The 19,055-nt window shown below is 61.6% G+C and carries 20 protein-coding genes; 16 read left to right on the forward strand and 4 right to left on the reverse strand.

Features of this window, described 5'->3' with window-relative positions:
• Window positions 1–43 precede the first annotated feature (43 nt).
• Together purF and AC1D1Z_RS13265 are read left to right on the forward strand one after the other, a co-directional pair.
• Window positions 44–1,534, forward strand: coding sequence for an amidophosphoribosyltransferase (gene purF / locus AC1D1Z_RS13260; RefSeq protein WP_446949991.1), 1,491 nt, complete (start codon window positions 44–46; stop codon window positions 1,532–1,534).
• Window positions 1,535–1,609: 75 nt separating this feature from the next.
• Window positions 1,610–2,350 (forward strand): SDR family NAD(P)-dependent oxidoreductase, encoded by a 741-nt coding sequence (locus tag AC1D1Z_RS13265; RefSeq protein ID WP_446983301.1) that lies wholly within the window; start codon window positions 1,610–1,612, stop codon window positions 2,348–2,350.
• 113 nt (window positions 2,351–2,463) lie between these two features.
• Here the strand turns inward: AC1D1Z_RS13265 and AC1D1Z_RS13270 are convergent, their stop codons facing one another.
• Window positions 2,464–3,213, reverse strand: a complete 750-nt coding sequence (locus AC1D1Z_RS13270; protein WP_446983300.1) for a glycoside hydrolase family 25 protein — start codon at window positions 3,211–3,213, stop codon at window positions 2,464–2,466.
• Between AC1D1Z_RS13270 and AC1D1Z_RS13275 the strand changes: the two genes are divergently transcribed.
• The 8 genes from AC1D1Z_RS13275 (at window position 3,159) to rarD (ending at window position 10,197) form a co-directional block, all read left to right on the forward strand.
• Window positions 3,159–3,476: a hypothetical protein gene (locus AC1D1Z_RS13275; protein WP_446983484.1), complete on the forward strand. Its 318-nt coding sequence runs from the start codon at window positions 3,159–3,161 to the stop codon at window positions 3,474–3,476. The two genes, AC1D1Z_RS13270 and AC1D1Z_RS13275, sit on opposite strands and share 55 nt — an antisense overlap.
• Before the next feature lie 67 nt (window positions 3,477–3,543).
• Complete coding sequence (gene cysS, locus AC1D1Z_RS13280; RefSeq protein ID WP_477850794.1) at window positions 3,544–4,935, forward strand: cysteine--tRNA ligase; 1,392 nt, start codon at window positions 3,544–3,546, stop codon at window positions 4,933–4,935.
• Window positions 4,932–5,408 carry a GFA family protein gene (locus AC1D1Z_RS13285; protein ID WP_018241429.1) on the forward strand — a complete coding sequence of 159 codons (477 nt, stop codon included), beginning with the start codon at window positions 4,932–4,934 and terminating at the stop codon, window positions 5,406–5,408. Before cysS ends, AC1D1Z_RS13285 begins: the two co-directional genes overlap by 4 nt.
• Complete coding sequence (locus AC1D1Z_RS13290; protein WP_026230831.1) at window positions 5,405–5,893, forward strand: GFA family protein; 489 nt, start codon at window positions 5,405–5,407, stop codon at window positions 5,891–5,893. Before AC1D1Z_RS13285 ends, AC1D1Z_RS13290 begins: the two co-directional genes overlap by 4 nt.
• Window positions 5,890–6,366, forward strand: coding sequence for a GFA family protein (locus AC1D1Z_RS13295; RefSeq protein ID WP_018241427.1), 477 nt, complete (start codon window positions 5,890–5,892; stop codon window positions 6,364–6,366). Before AC1D1Z_RS13290 ends, AC1D1Z_RS13295 begins: the two co-directional genes overlap by 4 nt.
• Entirely contained in the window at window positions 6,363–7,325 is a 963-nt protein-coding gene (gene pip / locus AC1D1Z_RS13300; protein ID WP_446983299.1) for a prolyl aminopeptidase, read from the forward strand. The genes AC1D1Z_RS13295 and pip overlap by 4 nt, the downstream gene beginning before the upstream one ends.
• A gap of 124 nt (window positions 7,326–7,449) precedes the next feature.
• Complete coding sequence (gene cimA / locus AC1D1Z_RS13305) at window positions 7,450–9,063, forward strand: citramalate synthase (RefSeq protein WP_477850798.1); 1,614 nt, start codon at window positions 7,450–7,452, stop codon at window positions 9,061–9,063.
• Window positions 9,064–9,282: 219 nt separating this feature from the next.
• Window positions 9,283–10,197, forward strand: coding sequence for an EamA family transporter RarD (rarD, locus tag AC1D1Z_RS13310; protein WP_446983482.1), 915 nt, complete (start codon window positions 9,283–9,285; stop codon window positions 10,195–10,197).
• 72 nt (window positions 10,198–10,269) lie between these two features.
• On the opposite strand, the gene AC1D1Z_RS13315 is transcribed toward rarD, so the two are convergent.
• Window positions 10,270–10,893: an LOG family protein gene (locus AC1D1Z_RS13315; protein ID WP_018241422.1), complete on the reverse strand. Its 624-nt coding sequence runs from the start codon at window positions 10,891–10,893 to the stop codon at window positions 10,270–10,272.
• A 154-nt stretch (window positions 10,894–11,047) separates the two neighbouring features.
• Here AC1D1Z_RS13315 and AC1D1Z_RS13320 point away from each other — a divergent pair, with 154 nt between their 5' ends.
• From AC1D1Z_RS13320 to AC1D1Z_RS13340, 5 genes are all read left to right on the forward strand, one after another.
• Complete coding sequence (locus tag AC1D1Z_RS13320; RefSeq protein ID WP_446983298.1) at window positions 11,048–13,072, forward strand: LysM peptidoglycan-binding domain-containing protein; 2,025 nt, start codon at window positions 11,048–11,050, stop codon at window positions 13,070–13,072.
• A 268-nt stretch (window positions 13,073–13,340) separates the two neighbouring features.
• Window positions 13,341–15,218, forward strand: coding sequence for an ABCB family ABC transporter ATP-binding protein/permease (locus AC1D1Z_RS13325; protein WP_446983297.1), 1,878 nt, complete (start codon window positions 13,341–13,343; stop codon window positions 15,216–15,218).
• Window positions 15,116–16,051: a phosphatidylserine decarboxylase gene (locus AC1D1Z_RS13330; RefSeq protein WP_280758191.1), complete on the forward strand. Its 936-nt coding sequence runs from the start codon at window positions 15,116–15,118 to the stop codon at window positions 16,049–16,051. Before AC1D1Z_RS13325 ends, AC1D1Z_RS13330 begins: the two co-directional genes overlap by 103 nt.
• 18 nt (window positions 16,052–16,069) lie before the next feature.
• Window positions 16,070–16,915 carry a CDP-diacylglycerol--serine O-phosphatidyltransferase gene (gene pssA, locus AC1D1Z_RS13335; RefSeq protein WP_018447395.1) on the forward strand — a complete coding sequence of 282 codons (846 nt, stop codon included), beginning with the start codon at window positions 16,070–16,072 and terminating at the stop codon, window positions 16,913–16,915.
• Between the two features lie 310 nt (window positions 16,916–17,225).
• Window positions 17,226–17,372 (forward strand): hypothetical protein, encoded by a 147-nt coding sequence (locus AC1D1Z_RS13340; RefSeq protein ID WP_018447394.1) that lies wholly within the window; start codon window positions 17,226–17,228, stop codon window positions 17,370–17,372.
• 225 nt (window positions 17,373–17,597) lie between these two features.
• On the opposite strand, the gene AC1D1Z_RS13345 is transcribed toward AC1D1Z_RS13340, so the two are convergent.
• Together AC1D1Z_RS13345 and AC1D1Z_RS13350 are read right to left on the reverse strand one after the other, a co-directional pair.
• Window positions 17,598–18,362: an SOS response-associated peptidase gene (locus tag AC1D1Z_RS13345; RefSeq protein ID WP_018447393.1), complete on the reverse strand. Its 765-nt coding sequence runs from the start codon at window positions 18,360–18,362 to the stop codon at window positions 17,598–17,600.
• Window positions 18,363–18,403: 41 nt separating this feature from the next.
• On the reverse strand, window positions 18,404–18,724 hold the full coding sequence (locus tag AC1D1Z_RS13350) for a YnfA family protein (protein WP_026188339.1): 321 nt from the start codon (window positions 18,722–18,724) through the stop codon (window positions 18,404–18,406).
• A gap of 182 nt (window positions 18,725–18,906) precedes the next feature.
• Between AC1D1Z_RS13350 and AC1D1Z_RS13355 the strand changes: the two genes are divergently transcribed.
• A partial coding sequence (locus AC1D1Z_RS13355; protein WP_477850804.1) for an NUDIX domain-containing protein occupies window positions 18,907–19,055 on the forward strand: 149 nt, incomplete at its 3' end.

Here is a 19,055-nt window from a genome sequence, read left to right on the forward strand (position 1 = left end):
TGGAAATGCCGATCCATTCTTGTGAGAGCAGAGGCCCGCAGAAATGAACCAGTCCCATTCCTTCCCGACCGACGATCCGCTCGACGGAGATACGCTGCATGAAGAATGCGGGGTTTTCGGAATTTTGGGACATTCCGATGCCGCCGCGCTCACGGCGCTTGGCCTGCATGCGCTTCAACATCGCGGACAGGAAGCGGCCGGCATCGTCTCCTTCGACGGCAAGCGCTTTTATCAAGAGCGCCATATGGGCCTCGTCGGTGACCACTATACCAATCCGATGACGCTCGCCCGCCTGCCCGGCAGCATTACGATCGGTCATACCCGCTACTCGACAACCGGCGAAGTGGCCATGCGCAACGTGCAGCCGCTCTTTGCCGAACTGGAAGAAGGCGGCATCGCCATTGCCCATAACGGCAATTTCACCAACGGCCTGACGCTGCGCCGCCAGATCATCGCGACCGGCGCCATCTGTCAGTCGACGTCCGATACTGAAGTCGTCCTCCACCTCATCGCCCGTTCCCGCCACGCTTCCACATCCGACCGCTTCATCGATGCCATTCGCCAGATGGAAGGCGGCTATTCGATGCTCGCCATGACGCGCACGAAGCTGATTGCCGCGCGCGACCCGACCGGCATCCGTCCGCTGGTGATGGGCGAACTCGACGGCAAGCCGATCTTCTGTTCGGAAACCTGCGCGCTCGACATCATCGGCGCCAAGTTCATCCGCGACGTTGAGAACGGCGAGGTCGTCATATGCGAAATCCAGCCTGACGGCTCGATCAGCATCGATGCGCGCAAGCCGAGCAAGCCGCAGCCGGAGCGCCTCTGCCTGTTCGAATATGTCTATTTCGCCCGCCCGGACTCGGTCGTCGGCGGCCGCAACGTCTATACGACGCGCAAGAGCATGGGCATGAACCTTGCCAAGGAATCGCCCGTCGATGCCGACGTGATCGTGCCGGTGCCGGATGGCGGCACGCCTGCGGCGCTCGGCTATGCCCAGCAGAGCGGCATTCCCTTCGAATACGGCATCATCCGCAACCATTATGTCGGGCGCACCTTCATCGAGCCGACGCAGCAGATTCGCGCCTTCGGCGTGAAGCTGAAGCATTCCGCCAACCGGGCGATGATCGAAGGCAAGCGCGTGGTACTGGTTGATGATTCCATCGTGCGTGGGACGACGTCTCTCAAGATCGTCCAGATGATCCGTGAAGCCGGCGCGCGCGAAGTCCATGTCCGCGTCGCAAGCCCGATGATCTTCTTCCCGGATTTCTACGGCATCGACACGCCTGACGCAGACAAGCTGCTGGCAAACCAATATGCCAATGTCGAAGCCATGGCCAAATATATCGGTGCGGATTCGCTCGCCTTCCTGTCGATCGACGGCCTCTATCGCGCCGTTGGCGGCGAGGATCGCAATCCGGCCCGGCCGCAATTCACCGATCACTATTTTACCGGCGACTATCCGACGCGCCTGCTCGACAAGAACGGCGAGTCCATGGGCAACAAGATTTCCATGCTCGCCAGCAACGGCTGACACGGCTCGGCTTTCCCATTATCCATCCCGAGGGGTTCACCGCGCCCCTCTCCCCTCGTGAGGGAACACGACATCATGAATATCAATCTTGAGGGCAAGATCGCACTCGTCACCGGTGCGTCGCGCGGCATCGGATATTTCACGGCGCTGGAGCTTGCGAAAGCCGGCGCACATGTGATTGCCTGCGCACGCACGGTCGGCGGGCTCGAGGACCTCGACGATGCGATCAAGGCCATTGGTGGCGCGGCGACGCTCGTGCCCTTCGACCTTGCCGACATGAACGCGATCGACGCGCTCGGCGGCTCGATCTTCGAGCGCTGGGGCAAGCTCGACATCCTCGTCGCCAATGCGGGCGTGCTCGGCGTCATTTCGCCGATCGGCCATATCGAAGCAAAGGTGTTCGAGAAGGTGATGACCATCAACGTCGCCGCGACATGGCGGTTGATCCGCTCAGTCGACCCACTGCTTGCCCGCTCGGATGCCGGTCGTGCGGTGATCATCTCTTCGGGTGCTGCCCACAAGTGCCGCCCCTTCTGGGGCGCCTATTCCGCTTCCAAGGCTGCGGTCGAAGCGCTGGCACGCACATGGGCCGGCGAAAGTCAAAGCACACCGCTGCGGGTCACCAGCGTCGATCCGGGAGCGACACGCACGGCGATGCGAGCGCAGGCGGTGCCGGGCGAAGATCCGCAGACGCTGCCGCATCCCTCCGAGGTCGCAAAGGCGATCCTGCCGTTGCTGGGGCCTGGTGTGACCGAGACGGGTAAGCTGTTCATTGTGCGGGAGAACAAGCTCGTCGATTACCGCCTGCCGGAATAAGCACCTGCATAATTCCTTAAATCGGAATCGATTCAAGGACAAAATTATGCAGCAATTCAAGGTGCTACAGCGTCCTTTGCGCGTCCGAAAAGACGCGCGGCGCTGTCGACGTCTCAGTTCGCTGCAACGGCTGGGAAGAGATGCGTCAGGCCCGCTTCCGAAGGGCATAGCGCATTGAGGTCAACCGGTCCCTGGATGCCGTCCAAGGTGCCGTTGTCGGCAAATTGCCAGATTGACCAACGATTGCACTCTTCCTGCCTCGGTTCCCTGAACACACTGCGCAGCCACAGATAGTGGTCAGGAAAGCGCGATTCATTGCCTTTCAGAAATTTATCGGAGAACTCCTGAGTAACGTAGAAAATAGGCTTCTCCGGAAAAGTGCCCTTCAGCTCGGTGAAGAAGGCGTTCACCTCGGCAGCCATTTCCTCGAGCGTCGGGATTTTGTTGCAATTGCCGACAAACTCCAGATCGATGGCGATGGGCAGAGTTCCCTGCTCCTTCGGCACGGTCGCCAGGACATTCTGCGCCTGATCCTTGCCCGGTCGGCAGAAGGTGAAGAAATGATAAGCGCCCCTGACCAATCCAGCATCTCCGGCGCGCTGCCAGTTGTCGGCGAATTTGGAATCCCGATGATCTCCACCTTCGGTCGCCTTCATGAAGGCGAAGCGGACATTCGCCTGCGAGGCAACCACCTCCCAATCGATATCACCTTGGTGATGGCTGACATCGATGCCTTGGATCGGATAGCTGCTTAAGGAGGGATTGTTGAAGCGAAGCATTCCGAAATCGTATGCGAAATATGCCGCGAATGCGACAACCAGAATTGCAGTCGCTCCGATCGTCGATCGAGCCAGTTTCCGCATCCTTCCTCCCTATTAACAACAGTTTCTCAACCGGCCATGCGAATTTTGCGCCGCGAAAATGGCGAGGGAATTTCAAGGGCGCGCGAACGAGTTTCATCATCGGATGGATGGATCCTGTTGCCGCTGGATCGCTCTTCGCCCCCCTTGACCGGAAGCGCGAACCGGGCCATAAAACCCGCCATGAAAACGGTTATCTGCATTATCTGCCGGAAGATTATTCGCTAGCGCGAGCGCTGGCCCGGCCGTTTTCGTCTCCCAAATAGTCAAGATGCGAAACGCCCCGGTCCGCCGGTCGCGATATTTTTCTGATCGTGCATTTGGGAGAGTGAAATGGACGCGACGCCGGAACTGAAGCTGTACAACACGCTGACACGGGAAAAATCGGTGTTTTCGCCGATCGATCCCAACAATGTCCGCATGTATGTCTGCGGCCCGACCGTCTATGACTTCGCTCATATCGGCAATGCCCGGCCGGTCATCGTCTTCGACGTGCTGTTCCGGCTGCTGCGCCATGCCTATGGCAAAGACCACGTCACTTATGCCCGCAACATCACCGACGTCGACGACAAGATCAATGCGCGGGCGCTTCGGGACCATCCGGGCCTGCCGCTCAATGACGCGATCCGCGCGGTCACCGAAAAGACCGAGACGCAATTTCACGCCGATGTCGCCGAACTCGGCTGCCTGGAGCCGAGCTTCGAGCCGCGCGCCACCGACAATATCGTTGAGATGACCGAGATCATCGAGAAGCTGATCGGCAACGGCCATGCCTATGTCGCATCGGGCGAAGTGCTGTTCGACACCAAATCCATGGCGGATTATGGCCAGCTTTCGAAGCGCCCGCTCGACGAGCAGCAGGCCGGCGCGCGCATCGCCGTCGACGCACACAAGAAGAATCCTGGCGATTTCGTGCTCTGGAAACTGTCGAGCCACAACGAGCCCGGCTGGGAGAGCCCCTGGGGCCGTGGCCGGCCCGGATGGCACATCGAATGCTCCGCGATGAGCAAGCGTTATCTCGGTGATGTCTTCGACATTCACGGCGGCGGGCTGGACCTGATCTTCCCGCATCATGAAAACGAAATCGCCCAGTCGCGCTGCGCCCACGGTACCGAGGTGATGGCAAATGTCTGGATGCATAACGGCTTCCTGCAGGTCGAAGGCCGCAAGATGTCGAAATCCGAAGGCAATTTCGTCACCATCCACGAGTTGCTGCACACGGAAACCTTCGGCGGCCGCAAATGGCCGGGCGAGGTGCTGCGCCTTGCCATGCTGATGACGCATTACCGCGAGCCGATCGATTTCTCGATCAAGCGACTGGAAGAGGCCGAACGCCTGCTCGCCAAATGGCCGGCAGCAGATGCCGGCGATGCGGCGCCTGATGAAAGCGTGCTGAACGCGCTTTCGGACGACCTCAATACGGTGGCGGCGGTGCAGGCATTGCATGCGTTGGCGCAAGCTGCCCACACGGATCCTGCCTTGGGCGCCACTTTTGCGGCAACGGCCGACCTTCTGGGCCTGCTGCCGAAAAAGATGGAGATCGACGAAGCCGTCGCATCGGCAATCGATGCGCTGATCGCAATGCGTCTCGAAATGCTGAAGGCGAAGAACTTCACTGAGGCCGACAAGATCCGCGACGAGCTGACGGCGAAGGGCATCCAGCTGAAKGACGGCAAGGACCCGGTGACGGGCGAGCGCGTGACGACGTGGGAGGTCAAGAGATGACGACCTTTAGCGGCGGCTGCCAATGCGGAGCGATCCGTTTCCGCGTCAGCGGCGACATCAAGGATTCGTCGATCTGTCATTGCCGCATGTGCCAGAAGGCGTTCGGTGCCTATTATGCACCGCTGGTCTCAGTACGCGGCGCCGATTTCGAATGGACACGCGGAGAGCGGAAAAGATTCCGCTCTTCCAATTTCGTCGAGCGTGGCTTCTGCGGCGATTGCGGCACGCCGCTGACCTACGAGGCGCCGGATGGTATGGCGATTGCCGCTGGCGCCTTTGACGACCCTTCGGCGTTTCCGCCGGTGATCCAATTCGGCATCGAGGGCAAGATCGGTTTCGTCGATCATCTGCATGAATTGCCGGGGCACCGGACGGAGGAGGATGCGCAGGCCGCCCCCTTCCTGCTCGAACTCGTCTCCTACCAGCATCCCGATCATGAGACGCAGGCATGGCCACCGAAGGAGCTCAGATGACGGCGGAATCAGACAGAAGCGGCGGGTGTCAGTGCGGGGCGGTGCGCTACCGCGCCAAAGGCGAACTCGGCTATCCCCATCTTTGCCATTGCCGCATGTGCCAGAAGGCGGCCGGCAACTATTTCATGCCGCTGGCCGCCGCGATGCGCCGCGATTTCACCCTGACGCGCGGCGAACCGAAATGGTTTCAGTCCTCGGATCTGGTACGGCGCGGCTTCTGCGGCGATTGCGGCACGCCGCTGTTCTACGACATTCCGGATACAGATTTCATCAATCTCACGCTCGGATCGCTGGATAATCCCGATACGGTCAAGCCGGTGATGCAATCGAACACCGGCCGCAAGATGTCCTGGTTTCACGCGCTCGACGGCCTGCCGCTTGAACCACAGCCTGAAACACCCGACCGCGAGAATGCGATTGCGGCAAGCAACCATCAGCACCCCGACCACGACACGAAAAGCTGGCCCCTCGGAGAAAGCTCATGACGGACACGATAAAGACAGGCGGATGCCAGTGCGGCGCCGTGCGCTTCCGCATCTCGGGCAAACTAGGACGCCCCTCGATCTGCCATTGCCGCATGTGCCAGAAGCAGTTCGGCGGTTTTTTCTCGGCGCTCGTCACCGCGCCTGAGGAAGGGATGGAATGGACGCGCGGCGAGCCGAGCTACTTCCAGTCCTCGGTCAATATCGACCGCGGCTTCTGCAGCAATTGCGGCACGCCGATGACCTATCGTCATCCGGGCGGGCTGGAGCTTGCGATCGGCACCTTCGACGACCGCAGCGACCTCGCACCGCTGATCCAGGTCAACTACGAGGCCCGCCTGCCCTGGGTCGAGGAAATCTTCGAGGCGCCGGTGCTGAAGGATCAGGATTTCTACGCACGGCAGGAGGCGATCATCTCCTTCCAGCATCCCGATCACGACACAGAAGTCTGGCCCGCGAAAGGCGTGAAGATATGACCGAGATACTGCGCACGCTCTATCCCGAAATCGAACCCTACGCTTCCGGCCATCTCGATGTCGGCGACGGCCATGTGATCTATTGGGAGCGCTCGGGAACGCCTGGCGCCAAGCCCGCCGTCTTCCTGCATGGCGGCCCGGGCGGCGGCATCTCGCCCGCCCATCGCCGGCTTTTCGATCCCGCTCGCTACGACGTCATGCTGTTTGACCAGCGCGGTTGCGGCAGGTCGACACCGCATGCGGAACTCCATGCCAACACGACCTGGCACCTCGTTGCCGATATCGAGCGGCTGCGCGAGATGGCCGGCGTCGACAGCTGGCAGGTGTTCGGCGGCTCCTGGGGCTCGACGCTGGCGCTCGCCTATGCCGAGACGCATCCAGAGCATGTCTCCGAGCTCATCCTGCGCGGCATCTATACGCTGACCAAGGCCGAACTCGACTGGTATTATCAATTCGGCGTCTCGGAGATGTTCCCTGACAAGTGGGAGCGCTTCGTCGCCCCCATTCCGCCGGAAGAGCGGCATGAAATGATGCATGCCTATCATCGGCGTCTGACGCATGAGGACAGGAACGTCCGCCTCGCGGCCGCGCAGGCCTGGAGCATCTGGGAAGGCGAAACGATCACGCTGTTGCCGGAACCTTCGACGAGCTTCAAGTTCGAAGAGCCGGAATTCGCCTATGCATTTGCGCGCATCGAGAACCATTTCTTCGTCCATGCCGGCTGGATGGATGAGGGACAGCTGATCCGCGATTCCGGCAGGCTCGAGGATATTCCCGGCGTCATCGTGCATGGCCGCTACGACATGCCCTGCCCGGCCAAATATGCCTGGCTGCTGCACAAGGCCTGGCCGAAGGCGGAATTCCACCTGATCGAGGGCGCGGGCCATGCTTATTCGGAACCGGGGATTCTCGATCGACTGATCCGGGCAACGGATAAGTTTGCCGGGAAGCAAGGCTGATCGCTGGAATTGGGGCAGCCCTCACCCCAGCCTCTTTCCGTGAGAAAACCGGGAGAGGTGGCGGCAGCCGGATGAGGGGCAGCATCCGCACTTCATAACAACCCGCTTGGCGGGAGGAAACGACATGAAAGAACGCATCTACCTCTTCGACACGACGCTCCGGGACGGGCAACAAACGCCCGGCATCGATTTCTCCGTCGAGGACAAGATTGCGATCGCCGCCATGCTGGACGAGTTCGGCCTCGACTACGTCGAGGGCGGATATCCCGGCGCCAATCCGACGGATACGGCCTTCTTCAGTGAGAAGCGCACCAGCCAGGCCAGCTTCGTCGCCTTTGGCATGACGAAGCGGGCGGGCGTTTCGGTCTCCAACGATCCCGGCATTGCCGGGCTGCTTCAGGCCAAAAGCGATGCCATCTGTTTCGTCGCCAAGAGCTGGGATTATCACGTCGCGGTGGCGCTTGGCTGCACCAACGAGGAAAACCTCGAATGTATCGCCGAAAGCGTCAAGGCGGCGGTTGGCGCGGGCAAGGAGGCGATCGTCGATTGCGAGCATTTCTTCGATGGCTTCAAGGCCAATCCGGCCTATGCGCTCGCCTGCGCCAAGACGGCCTATGAGAGCGGCGCCCGCTGGGTGGTGCTCTGCGACACCAATGGCGGTACGCAGCCGCCGGAGGTGCGGGCGATCGTCGAGGCGGTGATCGCCTCGGGCGTTCCCGGGCACTGTCTTGGCATCCATGCGCATAACGACACCGGCCAGGCGGTCGCCAATTCGCTTGCCGCCGTCGAAGCCGGTGTCAGGCAGATCCAGGGCACGCTGAACGGCATCGGCGAGCGCTGCGGCAATGCCAATCTGGTGACGCTGATCCCGACGCTGGCGCTGAAGAGCGCCTACAACACACGTTTCGAAACGGCGATCGACGAGGAGCGGCTGCTTAACCTCACCCGGCTCTCGCATGCCTTCGACGAGCTGCTCAACCGCTCGCCCGACCACCAGATGCCCTATGTCGGCGCTTCCGCCTTCGCCACCAAGGCCGGCATCCATGCATCGGCGCTGATCAAGGACCCGCGGACCTATGAACACGTGCCGCCGGAAACCGTCGGCAACTTCCGCAAGGTCATGGTCTCCGACCAGGGCGGCAAGGCGAACTTCATCAATGCGCTGAAACGGCGCGGCATCGCGGTCGCCAAGGACGATCCGAAGCTCGACCTGCTGATCTCCATCGTCAAGGAACGCGAATCCATCGGCTATGCCTATGAGGGCGCGGATGCGAGCTTCGAGCTGCTGGCGCGCCGCACGCTCGGCACGATCCCGGAATTCTTCACCATCGAAGGCTTCCGCGTGATGATCGAGCGCCGCTTTGACAGTCTCGGCCGCGTGAAGATCGTCTCGGAGGCGGTGGTCAAGATCACCATCGACGGCCAGACGCTGATGTCGGTTGCCGATGCCGAAGGCCCGGTCAACGCGCTCGACCTCGCGCTACGGAAGGATTTCGGCAAGTACCAGCACGAGATCGACGATCTGGTGCTCGCCGATTTCAAGGTGCGTATCCTCAACGGCGRCACGGAGGCGATCACCCGCGTGCTCATCGAATCCACCGACAGCGACGGTGTGCGCTGGTGGACGGTCGGCGTCTCGGAGAACATCATCGACGCCTCCTTCCAGGCGTTGATGGATTCCGTCATCTACAAGCTGATGAAGAACCGGCAGCTGGCGGGCAAGATCGCGGCGGAATAAACCTATTCCGCCGGCTCGGCGACGAGACCCCAGCCCTCGCCCGAATACCATTCGCTTCCTTCGGCCTCCGCTCTCCACCACAGGGCGTCGGATATCTTCTCGTCCATCGCTTCGTCTCCCGCTTCAAATCCTCTCACCCTTCATTCAACGAAATGAATTGGCCTATTCACGGCGCTTAAGCTAGGCCGGATCAGAAGAAGAACAAAGATGGAAACACCGATGTCGACCGATGCATCCGTTCCCTTGGCCAAGAACGAAGACAGTCCGCGCGGTTTCGCCTTCGCGCTGACGGCCTATCTGCTCTGGGGCTTCCTGCCGATCTACATGAAGGCGGTGGCGCATATCTCGCCGGCCGAGGTGATCGCGCATCGGATCGTCTGGTCGCTACCGCTGGCGGGCATCGTGCTGATCGTGCTCGGGCGCACTGGGGATATCCGCGCAGCACTCAGCTCGCCGCGCATGCTGGCGATGGCGGCGCTGACGGCGTCGCTGATTACCGTCAACTGGGGTACCTATGTCTGGGCGATCGGCGCCGGCCATTCGCTCGATGCAGCACTCGGCTATTTCATCAATCCGCTGTTCAGCATCTTCCTCGGCGCGGTATTGCTCAAGGAAAGGCTGCAGCCGCTGCAGATCGCGGCGATCGCGCTTGCGGCGCTTGCCGTCGGCATTCTCGCGCTGGACAGCGGCGGCATCCCGTGGGTGGCGCTGACGCTGGCGATCAGCTGGGGTTTCTACGCCCTGTTGCGCAAGACGCTGCCACTCGGGCCGAACCAGGGCTTCTTCCTCGAAGTGCTGATCCTCAGCGGGCCGGCCCTCATCTATATCCTCTATCTGGAATTCGGCAGCGGCCAGGGCCACCTCTATCGCACCGGTCTTGCCGACACGACCCTGCTGCTCGGCTGCGGCGTCATCACCGCCGTGCCGCTGATGATTTATGCGAACGGCGCCAAGCTGTTGAAACTCTCGACGATCGGTATCATGCAGTATATCGCGCCGACGATGATCTTCCTGATCGCCGTCTTCGTCTTCCACGAGCCGCTCGGTACGGCACGCATGATCGCCTTCCCGCTGATCTGGGCGGGGCTGTTCCTCTATAGCTGGTCGATGCTGAAGGGAAGTCGCGGGCGGTAGAGCAATTCCAGCAAAAGCTTGGAGCGGTTCTGCGCTTGCGCGACAGCCGAACCGCTCCAAAGGCGCGCGCGCCTACATCTTCGAAATCACCTCGTCCTCGCCGTTACGATCGGCAGCGAGTTGGGCTGCCTGGGCCATGATCGCCGGAATGATGCCGGAGATCTCGTCGACGACGAGCGGCTGCACCCGATGGGCGGTGTGCAGGAAGCCTTCTTCGGTCATATGGCGCATCAGCTCCATCATCGGATCCCAGAAACCGTTGACGTTGGCAAAGACCATCGGCTTCTCGTGGCGGCCGAGCTGCGCCCAGGTCATGATCTCGACGATCTCCTCCAGCGTACCGATGCCGCCGGGCAGCGCGACGAAGGCATCGGAGCGCTCGAACATGGTGTGTTTGCGCGCATGCATGTCAGGGGTTACAATGAGTTCGTTGAGTTGACCAAGCGAATGGCGAGTCGCTTCCATATCGATCAGGAATTCGGGAATGATGCCCGTGACCTGACCGCCGCCTGAAAGCACGCCGCTTGCAACCGCGCCCATGATGCCTTTGGTACCCCCGCCATAGACGAGGCGCAGGCCGTATTCGGCGATCTCTCTTCCGAGAGCACGCCCGGCCGCCATGTGGGAAGGATCGCGTCCCGGCCTTGAGCCGCAGTAAACGCAGATGGATCGAATCGATACAGATTGTTCGGTCATAGAGGCAAACAACTATTCCATTTCAATGCAGTCAAGAAAATTGACTGAAAAGCAGCGTGCCTAGCTTGCCTAATTGCTTTGAATGCTTGTGAAAAGCAACGGGAATCGCTAGCAATTTCGGTTACTACGGCAAATTGCCGCTCTGGGAGACATAATGATGAAGAACCGTGCCGGCTTGCTGGCCCTTGCAGTGCTCGTAATCGCAATCCTACTGATGGTATTTTTCGTCATGCCGCGCATCGGCGGCGATGCAACCAAGGTCGGCGACGCCATCAACCAGGCGAGCACGGAGCTCAAGAACACGGTTAACGAGGCCGCAAAGACATCGCGCTCCGCCGTTGCCGACTCGGCTGCGGTCGCCGACCAGGTGGGTCGCCTTTCGGCCGATGCAGGCGTGTCGCTCAGCGAGCTCAAGGCGCTGTTTGCCGACGGCAAGGGCCCCGCCATCGATGTCTTCACCGCCGCCAAGACCAAGGCCGTCAGCGCGCTGACCGCACTTGCCGATTTCACAATTCCCGAGGGCCTAGATCCCGCGACCCAGACCCTTGCCGCCAAAGCCAAGGACGGCGGCGCGAAAGCGCTCGCCATCGTCCAGTCGCTGCCCGAGAATATCGCCGATGCGCTTGCCGCGATCGCCAAGGCCGAAACTGCGCTGACCCGTGCGCCGGAGCCTGCCCCTGCGGCGAACACGGCAGCGGAGAATACCGGCCCGAAGCTTCCGGCCTTCGACGTATTGCGCGTTGAGCCCGACGGCTCGACGGTGATTGCCGGCTCCGCCGAACCGAACGGCAAGCTCGAGGTGCTCGATGGCGAAAAGGTGGTGACGACGGCCAATGTCGATGCGAGCGGTGATTTCGCCGCCGTCCTCGACGATCCGCTTCCGGCGGGCGACCACCAGCTCGTGCTCAAGTTCACGGGCAAGGACGGCAAGAGCATGCTCTCCGAAGAAGTCGCGACCATTTCCGTGCCGAAGGACGGCAATGGCGCCAACCTGCTCGCCATGGTCTCCAAACCCGGTGCGGCGAGCCGCATCATTACCGCGCCAAAGGCCGGAACCGAAGTTGCCGATGCCTCCAATCCGATGGCGCCGCCTGCGGACAAGCCGGCAACGGGCGAAAGCTCGGCTGCGCCTGCTGCAACACCTGCACCAACCGGCGAGCTGGCGTTGCAGACGCCGAACCTCACCGACACCTCCTCCAATGGCGCAGCTACGGCACCGGATAAGACCAATGTGCCCGATGTGATGGTCAATGCCGTCGAAATCGAGGGCAACAAGATCTTCATCGCCGGCACGACTCGTTCCAATGCCAAGGTCATCGGTTATGCCGACGACAGCCTCGTCGGCCAGGATACCGCCGGCTCCGACGGGCATTTCGTCATCGACGGTGTGGTGTCGCTCTCGGTCGGCGACCACAAGATCCGCGTCGATGTCGTCGATCCCACAGGCAAGGTGATCGTGCGTGCGGCGGTGAACTTCAATCGCCCGGCCGGCGATCAGGTAAGGGTCGCCGCGCAATCGGTCCCCGCCGACGCGAACGGCGCTTCCTCGATGGTGCCGCTCGACGAAGGCGAGCTTGGCAAACTCAAAGCGGAGGCCGGCAAGGCCTACGGCCTGCTGAAGGGACTGTTTGCCGAGGGCAAGTTGCCGGGGGCCGAACAGCTTGCGGCGGCGCGCTCGGCAACGGAATTCGCGCTGCGCTCCGTCGCCGACTTCCGCCCGGCCGCCGATGCGTCGGACAGCTTCAAGCAAGCGTCCGGCTCGTCCTCGCAGATCGCCGGCAAGGCGCTGAAGCTGCTGCAGGGCCTGCCTAAGGATGCAAAGTCCGTCGGCGCCGCGCTCGAAAGACTGGGCGGGATGATCGCCGAACTCACCGCTGCACCCGCGCCGGCAGCGCCATCTGCAAACGATGTCGGAAGCAGCCAGCCGAAGACGATCGAACAGGCGCCGCTGACGGCGAACAACGCGGCGGTCATCATTCGCCGCGGCGACACTCTGTGGCAGATCTCGCGCCGCACCTATGGCCTCGGTGTTCGTTACACGACGATCTACATCGCCAACGAGGACAAGATCATCAATCCCGATCGCATTCGCCCCGGTCAGATCTTCGGCCTGCCGAAGGATGTGTTGCCGAATGCCGAAGAGCTGCACCGCAAGCGCCTTTCCGGCCAGCACCTCTAAGCAGCAGACATCATGACGAGGCCGGGCAACATACTGCAGTTCAAAGTGCTACAGCGTCCTTTGCGCGTCTGAAAAGATGCGCGGCGCTGTCGTCGCCCGGCCTGTCTTTTCCTCAGCCCTGCAATTGTTGTATTCGTCCGCCTGGCACCCTATCTGGCGGTGGCGGCTGCGGGCTATGGGAAGCGCTTTCAGGCACATCCCGGTTCCGTGCTTTTGCCGGCATCGAAGCGCCGTAGTCGCGGCAAGCCCATCCGGGCTGGAGACAAGCATGGCAAACGGCAAGACAGTCTCGGAATCCAACCTGCTGCAGACGCTTCTCAACCTCTGGCCCTATATGTGGCCGGCCGGCCGGCCCGACCTCAGGATGCGCGTCGTCTGGGCCTCGGTCTTTCTGCTGATCTCCAAATTCGTCCTGCTGCTCGTCCCCTATTTCTTCAAGTGGTCGACCGATGCGCTGAACGGCAGGATGGATCTTGCCGGCTCTGTGCCGCCGCTGCTGGCCGGCGCCATCGCGCTGGTGATCGCCTATAACATCACCCGGCTGATCCAGCTTGGCCTCAACCAGCTGCGCGACGCACTCTTTGCCAGCGTCGGACAACATGCCGTGCGCCAGCTCGCCTACAGGACCTTCGTGCATATGCACGAGCTGTCGCTGCGCTTCCATCTGGAGCGCAAGACTGGCGGGCTTTCGCGCATCATCGAGCGCGGCACCAAGGGCATCGAGACGATCGTGCGCTTCACGATCCTCAATTCGGTCCCGACCGTCATCGAATTCCTGCTGACGGCAGTGATCTTCTGGTGGGGCTACGGCTTCTCCTATCTCGCCGTTACCGCCTTTACCGTCTGGGCCTATATCTGGTTCACGATCCGCGCATCCGACTGGCGCATCGCCATCCGCCGGTCGATGAACGACAGCGATACCGACGCCAATACCAAGGCGATCGACTCCCTCCTCAATTTCGAGACCGTCAAATATTTCGGCAATGAGGAGATGGAGGCCAAGCGCTTCGACAAATCGATGGAACGCTACGAGAAGGCCGCGACCGATGTCTGGACCTCGCTCGGCTGGCTGAACTTCGGCCAGGGCGTCATCTTCGGCATCGGCACGACCATCATGCTGGTTCTGTCGGCGCTGGCCGTGCAGCGCGGCGAGCAGACGGTCGGGGATTTCGTCTTCGTCAATTCGATGCTGCTGCAGCTTTCCGTGCCGCTCAACTTCATCGGCTTCGTCTATCGCGAAATCCGCCAGGGGCTGACCGATATCGAGCAGATGTTCGACCTGCTTGAGGTGAAGGCCGAGGTCCATGACGCGCCCGATGCGACGGAGCTTCGGATCGGCCAGGGCGCGATCTCTTTCAAGGACGTGCACTTCTCCTACGATCCGGCCCGCCCAATCCTGAAGGGCATTTCCTTCGAGGTGCCGGCCGGCAAGACGGTCGCCGTCGTCGGCCCGTCGGGTGCCGGCAAATCGACGCTGTCGCGCCTGCTCTATCGTTTTTACGATATCCAGAGCGGCGCGATCACCGTCGACGGCCAGGATATCCGCACGGTGACGCAGAAGAGCCTGCGTACGGCGATCGGCATGGTGCCGCAGGATACGGTGCTCTTCAACGACACGGTCGCCTACAACATTCGCTACGGCCGCACATCGGCCAGCGACGGCGAGGTCTTTGCAGCCGCCGAGGTGGCGCAGATTGCGCATTTCATCGAAATGCTGCCCGAGGGGTTCGAAACCAAGGTCGGCGAGCGCGGGTTGAAGCTTTCGGGCGGAGAGAAGCAGCGGGTGGCGATCGCCCGCACCATCCTCAAGGCACCGCCGATCCTGATCCTCGACGAGGCGACGTCAGCGCTCGACACGACGACGGAACGGGACATCCAGGAAGCACTCGACCTGGTTTCGAAGAACCGCACGACGCTTGTTATCGCCCACCGGCTTTCGACGGTGATCGGCGCCGATGAAATCATTGTGCTCAAAAGCGGCGAGATCGCCGAGCGCGGAACACATGCCGCCCTCCTCGAAAGAAACGGCCTTTATGCCTCGATGTGGAACCGCCAGCGCGAAGCGACACAGGCGGAGGAACATCTGAAGCAGGTGCGCGAAAGCGACGACCTCGGCGTGATAACGCGGCTTGCTCCGGCAAGCTGAGCCGGGAGACCGACGCCGGCCGGCTTTTGTTGTTCAGAACCCCGGCATGGGAACCAGGGCCGAGGCCGCAGCATTGCCCCGGAGACGGTTTTTCGCTAACCAGCAAAAATGAAAACGCAAGGAGACCGGCAGCCATGAGCCTGTTCAACACGGTTCGCAACACGATCGTTCCCGTGCACAAGGAGGGTTATCCCTTCGTTGCCGCCTTCTTCGTCGCGTCGCTGGTCTTGGGCTGGATCTTCAAGCCGCTCTTCTGGATCGGCATGATCTTCACGCTCTGGTGTGCCTATTTCTTCCGTGATCCCGAGCGCGTGACTCCGCAGGACGACGACCTGGTGATCTCTCCCGCCGACGGCAAGGTCTCGGCGATCCAGATGGTGACCCCTCCGGCAGAGCTCAACCTCGGCTCGGAGCCGATGCTGCGCATCTCGGTCTTCATGAACGTCTTCAATTGCCATGTGAACCGGGCGCCGATGCGCGGGCGCATCGTCAGCATCAACTACCGCTCCGGCAGCTTCGTCAACGCCGAGCTCGACAAGGCGAGCGAGGACAATGAGCGCAACGGGCTGGTGATCGAAACCCGGCACGGCCAGATCGGCGTCGTGCAGATCGCCGGCCTCGTGGCGCGGCGCATCCTCTGCTGGGCGAACCCCAACGAGCCGGTGGATGCCGGCGAGCGCTTCGGGCTGATCCGTTTCGGCTCGCGGCTCGATGTGTTCCTGCCCGCCGGTGCCGCGCCACGCGTCTCGCTCGGCCAGACGGCGGTTGCGGGAGAAACCGTCATCGCCGAATTCGCCTCCGCCAAGGGTCCCGTCATCAGCCGCCGCAGCTAGGAACGATTGGAACGCGATATGGAAACGCCTTTTCCGCCTTTCGAGCCCAACGGGCCGGATGATTCCGCCCGCGGCCCGCGTCTGCGCGAAATCCCGCTCCGGCTCGTCTTTCCGAACCTCATTACCATTCTGGCGATCTGCGCCGGACTGACCGGCATCCGGCTGGCTTTCGAGAATCGTTACGAGCTCGCCGTCTCCATGGTGCTGCTCGCGGCCTTCCTCGATGGCATCGACGGACGCGTAGCGCGGCTGATGAAGGCGACTTCGAAGTTCGGGGCGCAGATGGATTCGCTTGCCGACATCGTCAATTTCGGCGTCGCGCCCGCCCTCGTCGTCTATGTCTTCGCGCTCGACCAGGCACGCTCGCTCGGCTGGATTGCCGCCCTGATCTATGCGATCGCCGCCGGGCTTCGCCTTGCTCGCTTCAATGTCATGGCCGAACGCGAAAACAAGGCGAGCTGGCAATCGGAATATTTCGTCGGCGTGCCGGCGCCGGCCGGCGCCATGCTGGTGCTGCTGCCGGTCTATCTCGGCTTCCTCGGGCTGGCGACGGACCGCACCTTCGCCTATCTCTCGTCGATCTACACCGTGCTCATCGCCTTCCTGCTTATCAGCCGGCTGCCGGTCTGGTCGGGCAAATCGGAAGGCAACCGCCTGCGGCGCGATCTCGTGCTGCCGATGATGCTCGGCGTCGTGCTCTATGTGGCTCTGCTGATGAGCTACACCTGGGAAGTGATGGTCTTCACCGTTGCCGCCTACCTCGTATCGCTTCCCTTCGGCGCCCGGAAATGGCGGCGGAAATACGGGACGCTGACGATCGAGGAGCCGGGCATCGGCGACGACGATATCGGCCGGCACATCTGACCTCCGAGCATTTCCGGATTTCTTCGAATGACGGAAATGCTTCTCTCCCTTCGTTCTGACGGATCCCCGGGAAAAGCATGCGCTTTATCCGGGTGAAAACCGTTCCGCGCTTTTCCCCGAAAACCGCTTTCGGACTTTTATTGGAACTGCTCTCTTCAGTAAGTATTAACCAACGTAGGCTTCAGTTAAGCCTCGCGAATTATGGTGGGCGTTTACAAATCCTGATAAGCGACGCCCCCGTTTTGTCGCTATTCGTGACGAAACATCAAACTATAAAATACCCAGGGAAGAACCACGCAAGGAGAGTATCGTGACTTCGAAGAAGAGCAGTACCGGCGAACAGCAGGTGGCCAAGCCAGACCTCGCCGCCAACTATCGCCCCGTCGGCCTGAAGGCTGTTGCCGCAGCATCGCTGATGGCCAAGCATAAGCCGACCGGCGTCAAAAAATCCGCTTGAGGCGGAAAGCTTCAAATCGGAATCATGCGTGCTTTCGGGTTACATGCGTTAGGCACCGCTGACGAAGTGAGTGACGAGGCGATCGCCGGAAATCTCCCGACAACGCTCTGGCGACATAAGCACAACCCGAAAAACCTGATGGACGGAGCGACGCATCGCCGCCGCCTATCTGAGACGTCGACGCCGATCGGTCACCGACGGGCCTGCAGGTGCGGCGGATAGTGTTCAGAAGAAGCTGAGCTGGCCGTCGTCAGGCCTTTGCTTCTCGGGCGCCCTCAGCGGCTTTTCGATGACGACCGGCTCCTGCAGGTCGGGACCCATATTGGCGACCTTGTTGACCTTGTCGGAGACCGGGACGGCCTCGAAGAAATCATCCTGAACGGGCTGCAGCAGGTCGGCCACCTCGCGCGGTTCCTGGGTCTTGCAATCGAGCCAGCGGGAGAAATCCTCAGGTCTGATGACGACAGGCATGCGATCGTGGACCGCTGATATGGCTGAATTGGCTGCTGTCGTCAGGATCGCGCCGGTATCGACCTCGGAGCCGTCGGCCGACGACCATGTCTCCATCAACCCGGCAAAGGCGATGACCCCACCCTGGCGCGGCCTGATCCAATAGGGCTGCGGCCGCTCGCCGCTTTCCTTGGACGGGCGATGCCATTCATAAAAACCGGAGGCCGGAATGAGCACGCGACGATGACGCATGGCTGCGCGGAAAGAGGCTTTGCCGATCGCGGTTTCGGAGCGCGCGTTGATTAGCAGCGGGAAATCCTTCGGGTCCTTGACCCAACCCGGCGTGAGGCCCCAGCGCACGAGCACGGCGCGCCGGTCGGCCAAGTTGCTGCCCTGCTCCCTGCCCTCGCCTGATATGACGACGAGGATCGGTTGCGTCGGCGCGATGTTGTAACGCGCCGGAAAGTCGTCGAGATCGAGACCGGAGAAGACGTCGCGCAGGTCGGCGCTGGAGATTGTCAGGGCGAAACGTCCACACATCGGCTTGTCTTTGCACCCGGCTGGTGTTCGGTCAAGACACCTCAGCCTCTCGGCGCGAAGAGGATGAGGCTGGCGCCGGCAAGGCAGATCAGCGCACCGCCGATATCGTAACGATCAGGCACGCGGGCTTCGACCAGCCACAGCCAAAGCAGCGAGGCGAGGATATAAATGCCGCCATAGGCCGCGAAGGTACGGCCGGCGACCTCGCTCGGCACCAGCGTCAGAAGCCAGGCGAAAAGCACCAGAGAGACCATGCCCGGCGCCAGCCACCAGATGGACTTTTCGAGCTTCAGCCATGCCCAGAAAGCAAAGCAGCCGGCGATCTCGAAGACCGCGGCAAACGCATAGATGATGTAGGTCACGGAAGCCCTTTCGAATCCTTCGGCTTTTTGCTTCATGCATGTCGCTATCTCAAAACCGCTGCACACTTTTGAGCGACATGCATTGGCAACTATCCCTGCGAAAAGTGTGGAAGCCAAGCAGCGCCGGCATGCAAATGTCGGTTCATCGGATAGGATAGGCGATCACAGCAAGAGCAGTCCCGATGACCTCCACCGCCAAACCCGGCTCCGCCGCCATCCTCGAACGCGACGGACGATTCCTTCTGGTGTTGCGCCGCAACCCGCCTTCCGCCGACATGTACGCCTTTCCCGGCGGGCGCGCCGAGCCCGGCGAAACGCCGGAGCAAACGGC

It is taken from the genome of Rhizobium sp. P1_E1 (genome assembly GCF_056406015.1).

Coding starts and splice junctions, on each gene's coding strand:
- purF (WP_446949991.1), top strand. CDS start 44: ATGAACCAGTCCCATTCCTTCCCGACCGACGATCCGCTCGACGGAGAT.
- AC1D1Z_RS13265 (WP_446983301.1), top strand. CDS start 1,610: ATGAATATCAATCTTGAGGGCAAGATCGCACTCGTCACCGGTGCGTCG.
- AC1D1Z_RS13275 (WP_446983484.1), top strand. CDS start 3,159: ATGCGACAACCAGAATTGCAGTCGCTCCGATCGTCGATCGAGCCAGTT.
- AC1D1Z_RS13270 (WP_446983300.1), bottom strand. CDS start 3,213: ATGCGGAAACTGGCTCGATCGACGATCGGAGCGACTGCAATTCTGGTT.
- AC1D1Z_RS13285 (WP_018241429.1), top strand. CDS start 4,932: ATGACGACCTTTAGCGGCGGCTGCCAATGCGGAGCGATCCGTTTCCGC.
- AC1D1Z_RS13290 (WP_026230831.1), top strand. CDS start 5,405: ATGACGGCGGAATCAGACAGAAGCGGCGGGTGTCAGTGCGGGGCGGTG.
- AC1D1Z_RS13295 (WP_018241427.1), top strand. CDS start 5,890: ATGACGGACACGATAAAGACAGGCGGATGCCAGTGCGGCGCCGTGCGC.
- pip (WP_446983299.1), top strand. CDS start 6,363: ATGACCGAGATACTGCGCACGCTCTATCCCGAAATCGAACCCTACGCT.
- rarD (WP_446983482.1), top strand. CDS start 9,283: ATGTCGACCGATGCATCCGTTCCCTTGGCCAAGAACGAAGACAGTCCG.
- AC1D1Z_RS13315 (WP_018241422.1), bottom strand. CDS start 10,893: ATGACCGAACAATCTGTATCGATTCGATCCATCTGCGTTTACTGCGGC.
- AC1D1Z_RS13320 (WP_446983298.1), top strand. CDS start 11,048: ATGATGAAGAACCGTGCCGGCTTGCTGGCCCTTGCAGTGCTCGTAATC.
- AC1D1Z_RS13325 (WP_446983297.1), top strand. CDS start 13,341: ATGGCAAACGGCAAGACAGTCTCGGAATCCAACCTGCTGCAGACGCTT.
- pssA (WP_018447395.1), top strand. CDS start 16,070: ATGGAAACGCCTTTTCCGCCTTTCGAGCCCAACGGGCCGGATGATTCC.
- AC1D1Z_RS13345 (WP_018447393.1), bottom strand. CDS start 18,362: ATGTGTGGACGTTTCGCCCTGACAATCTCCAGCGCCGACCTGCGCGAC.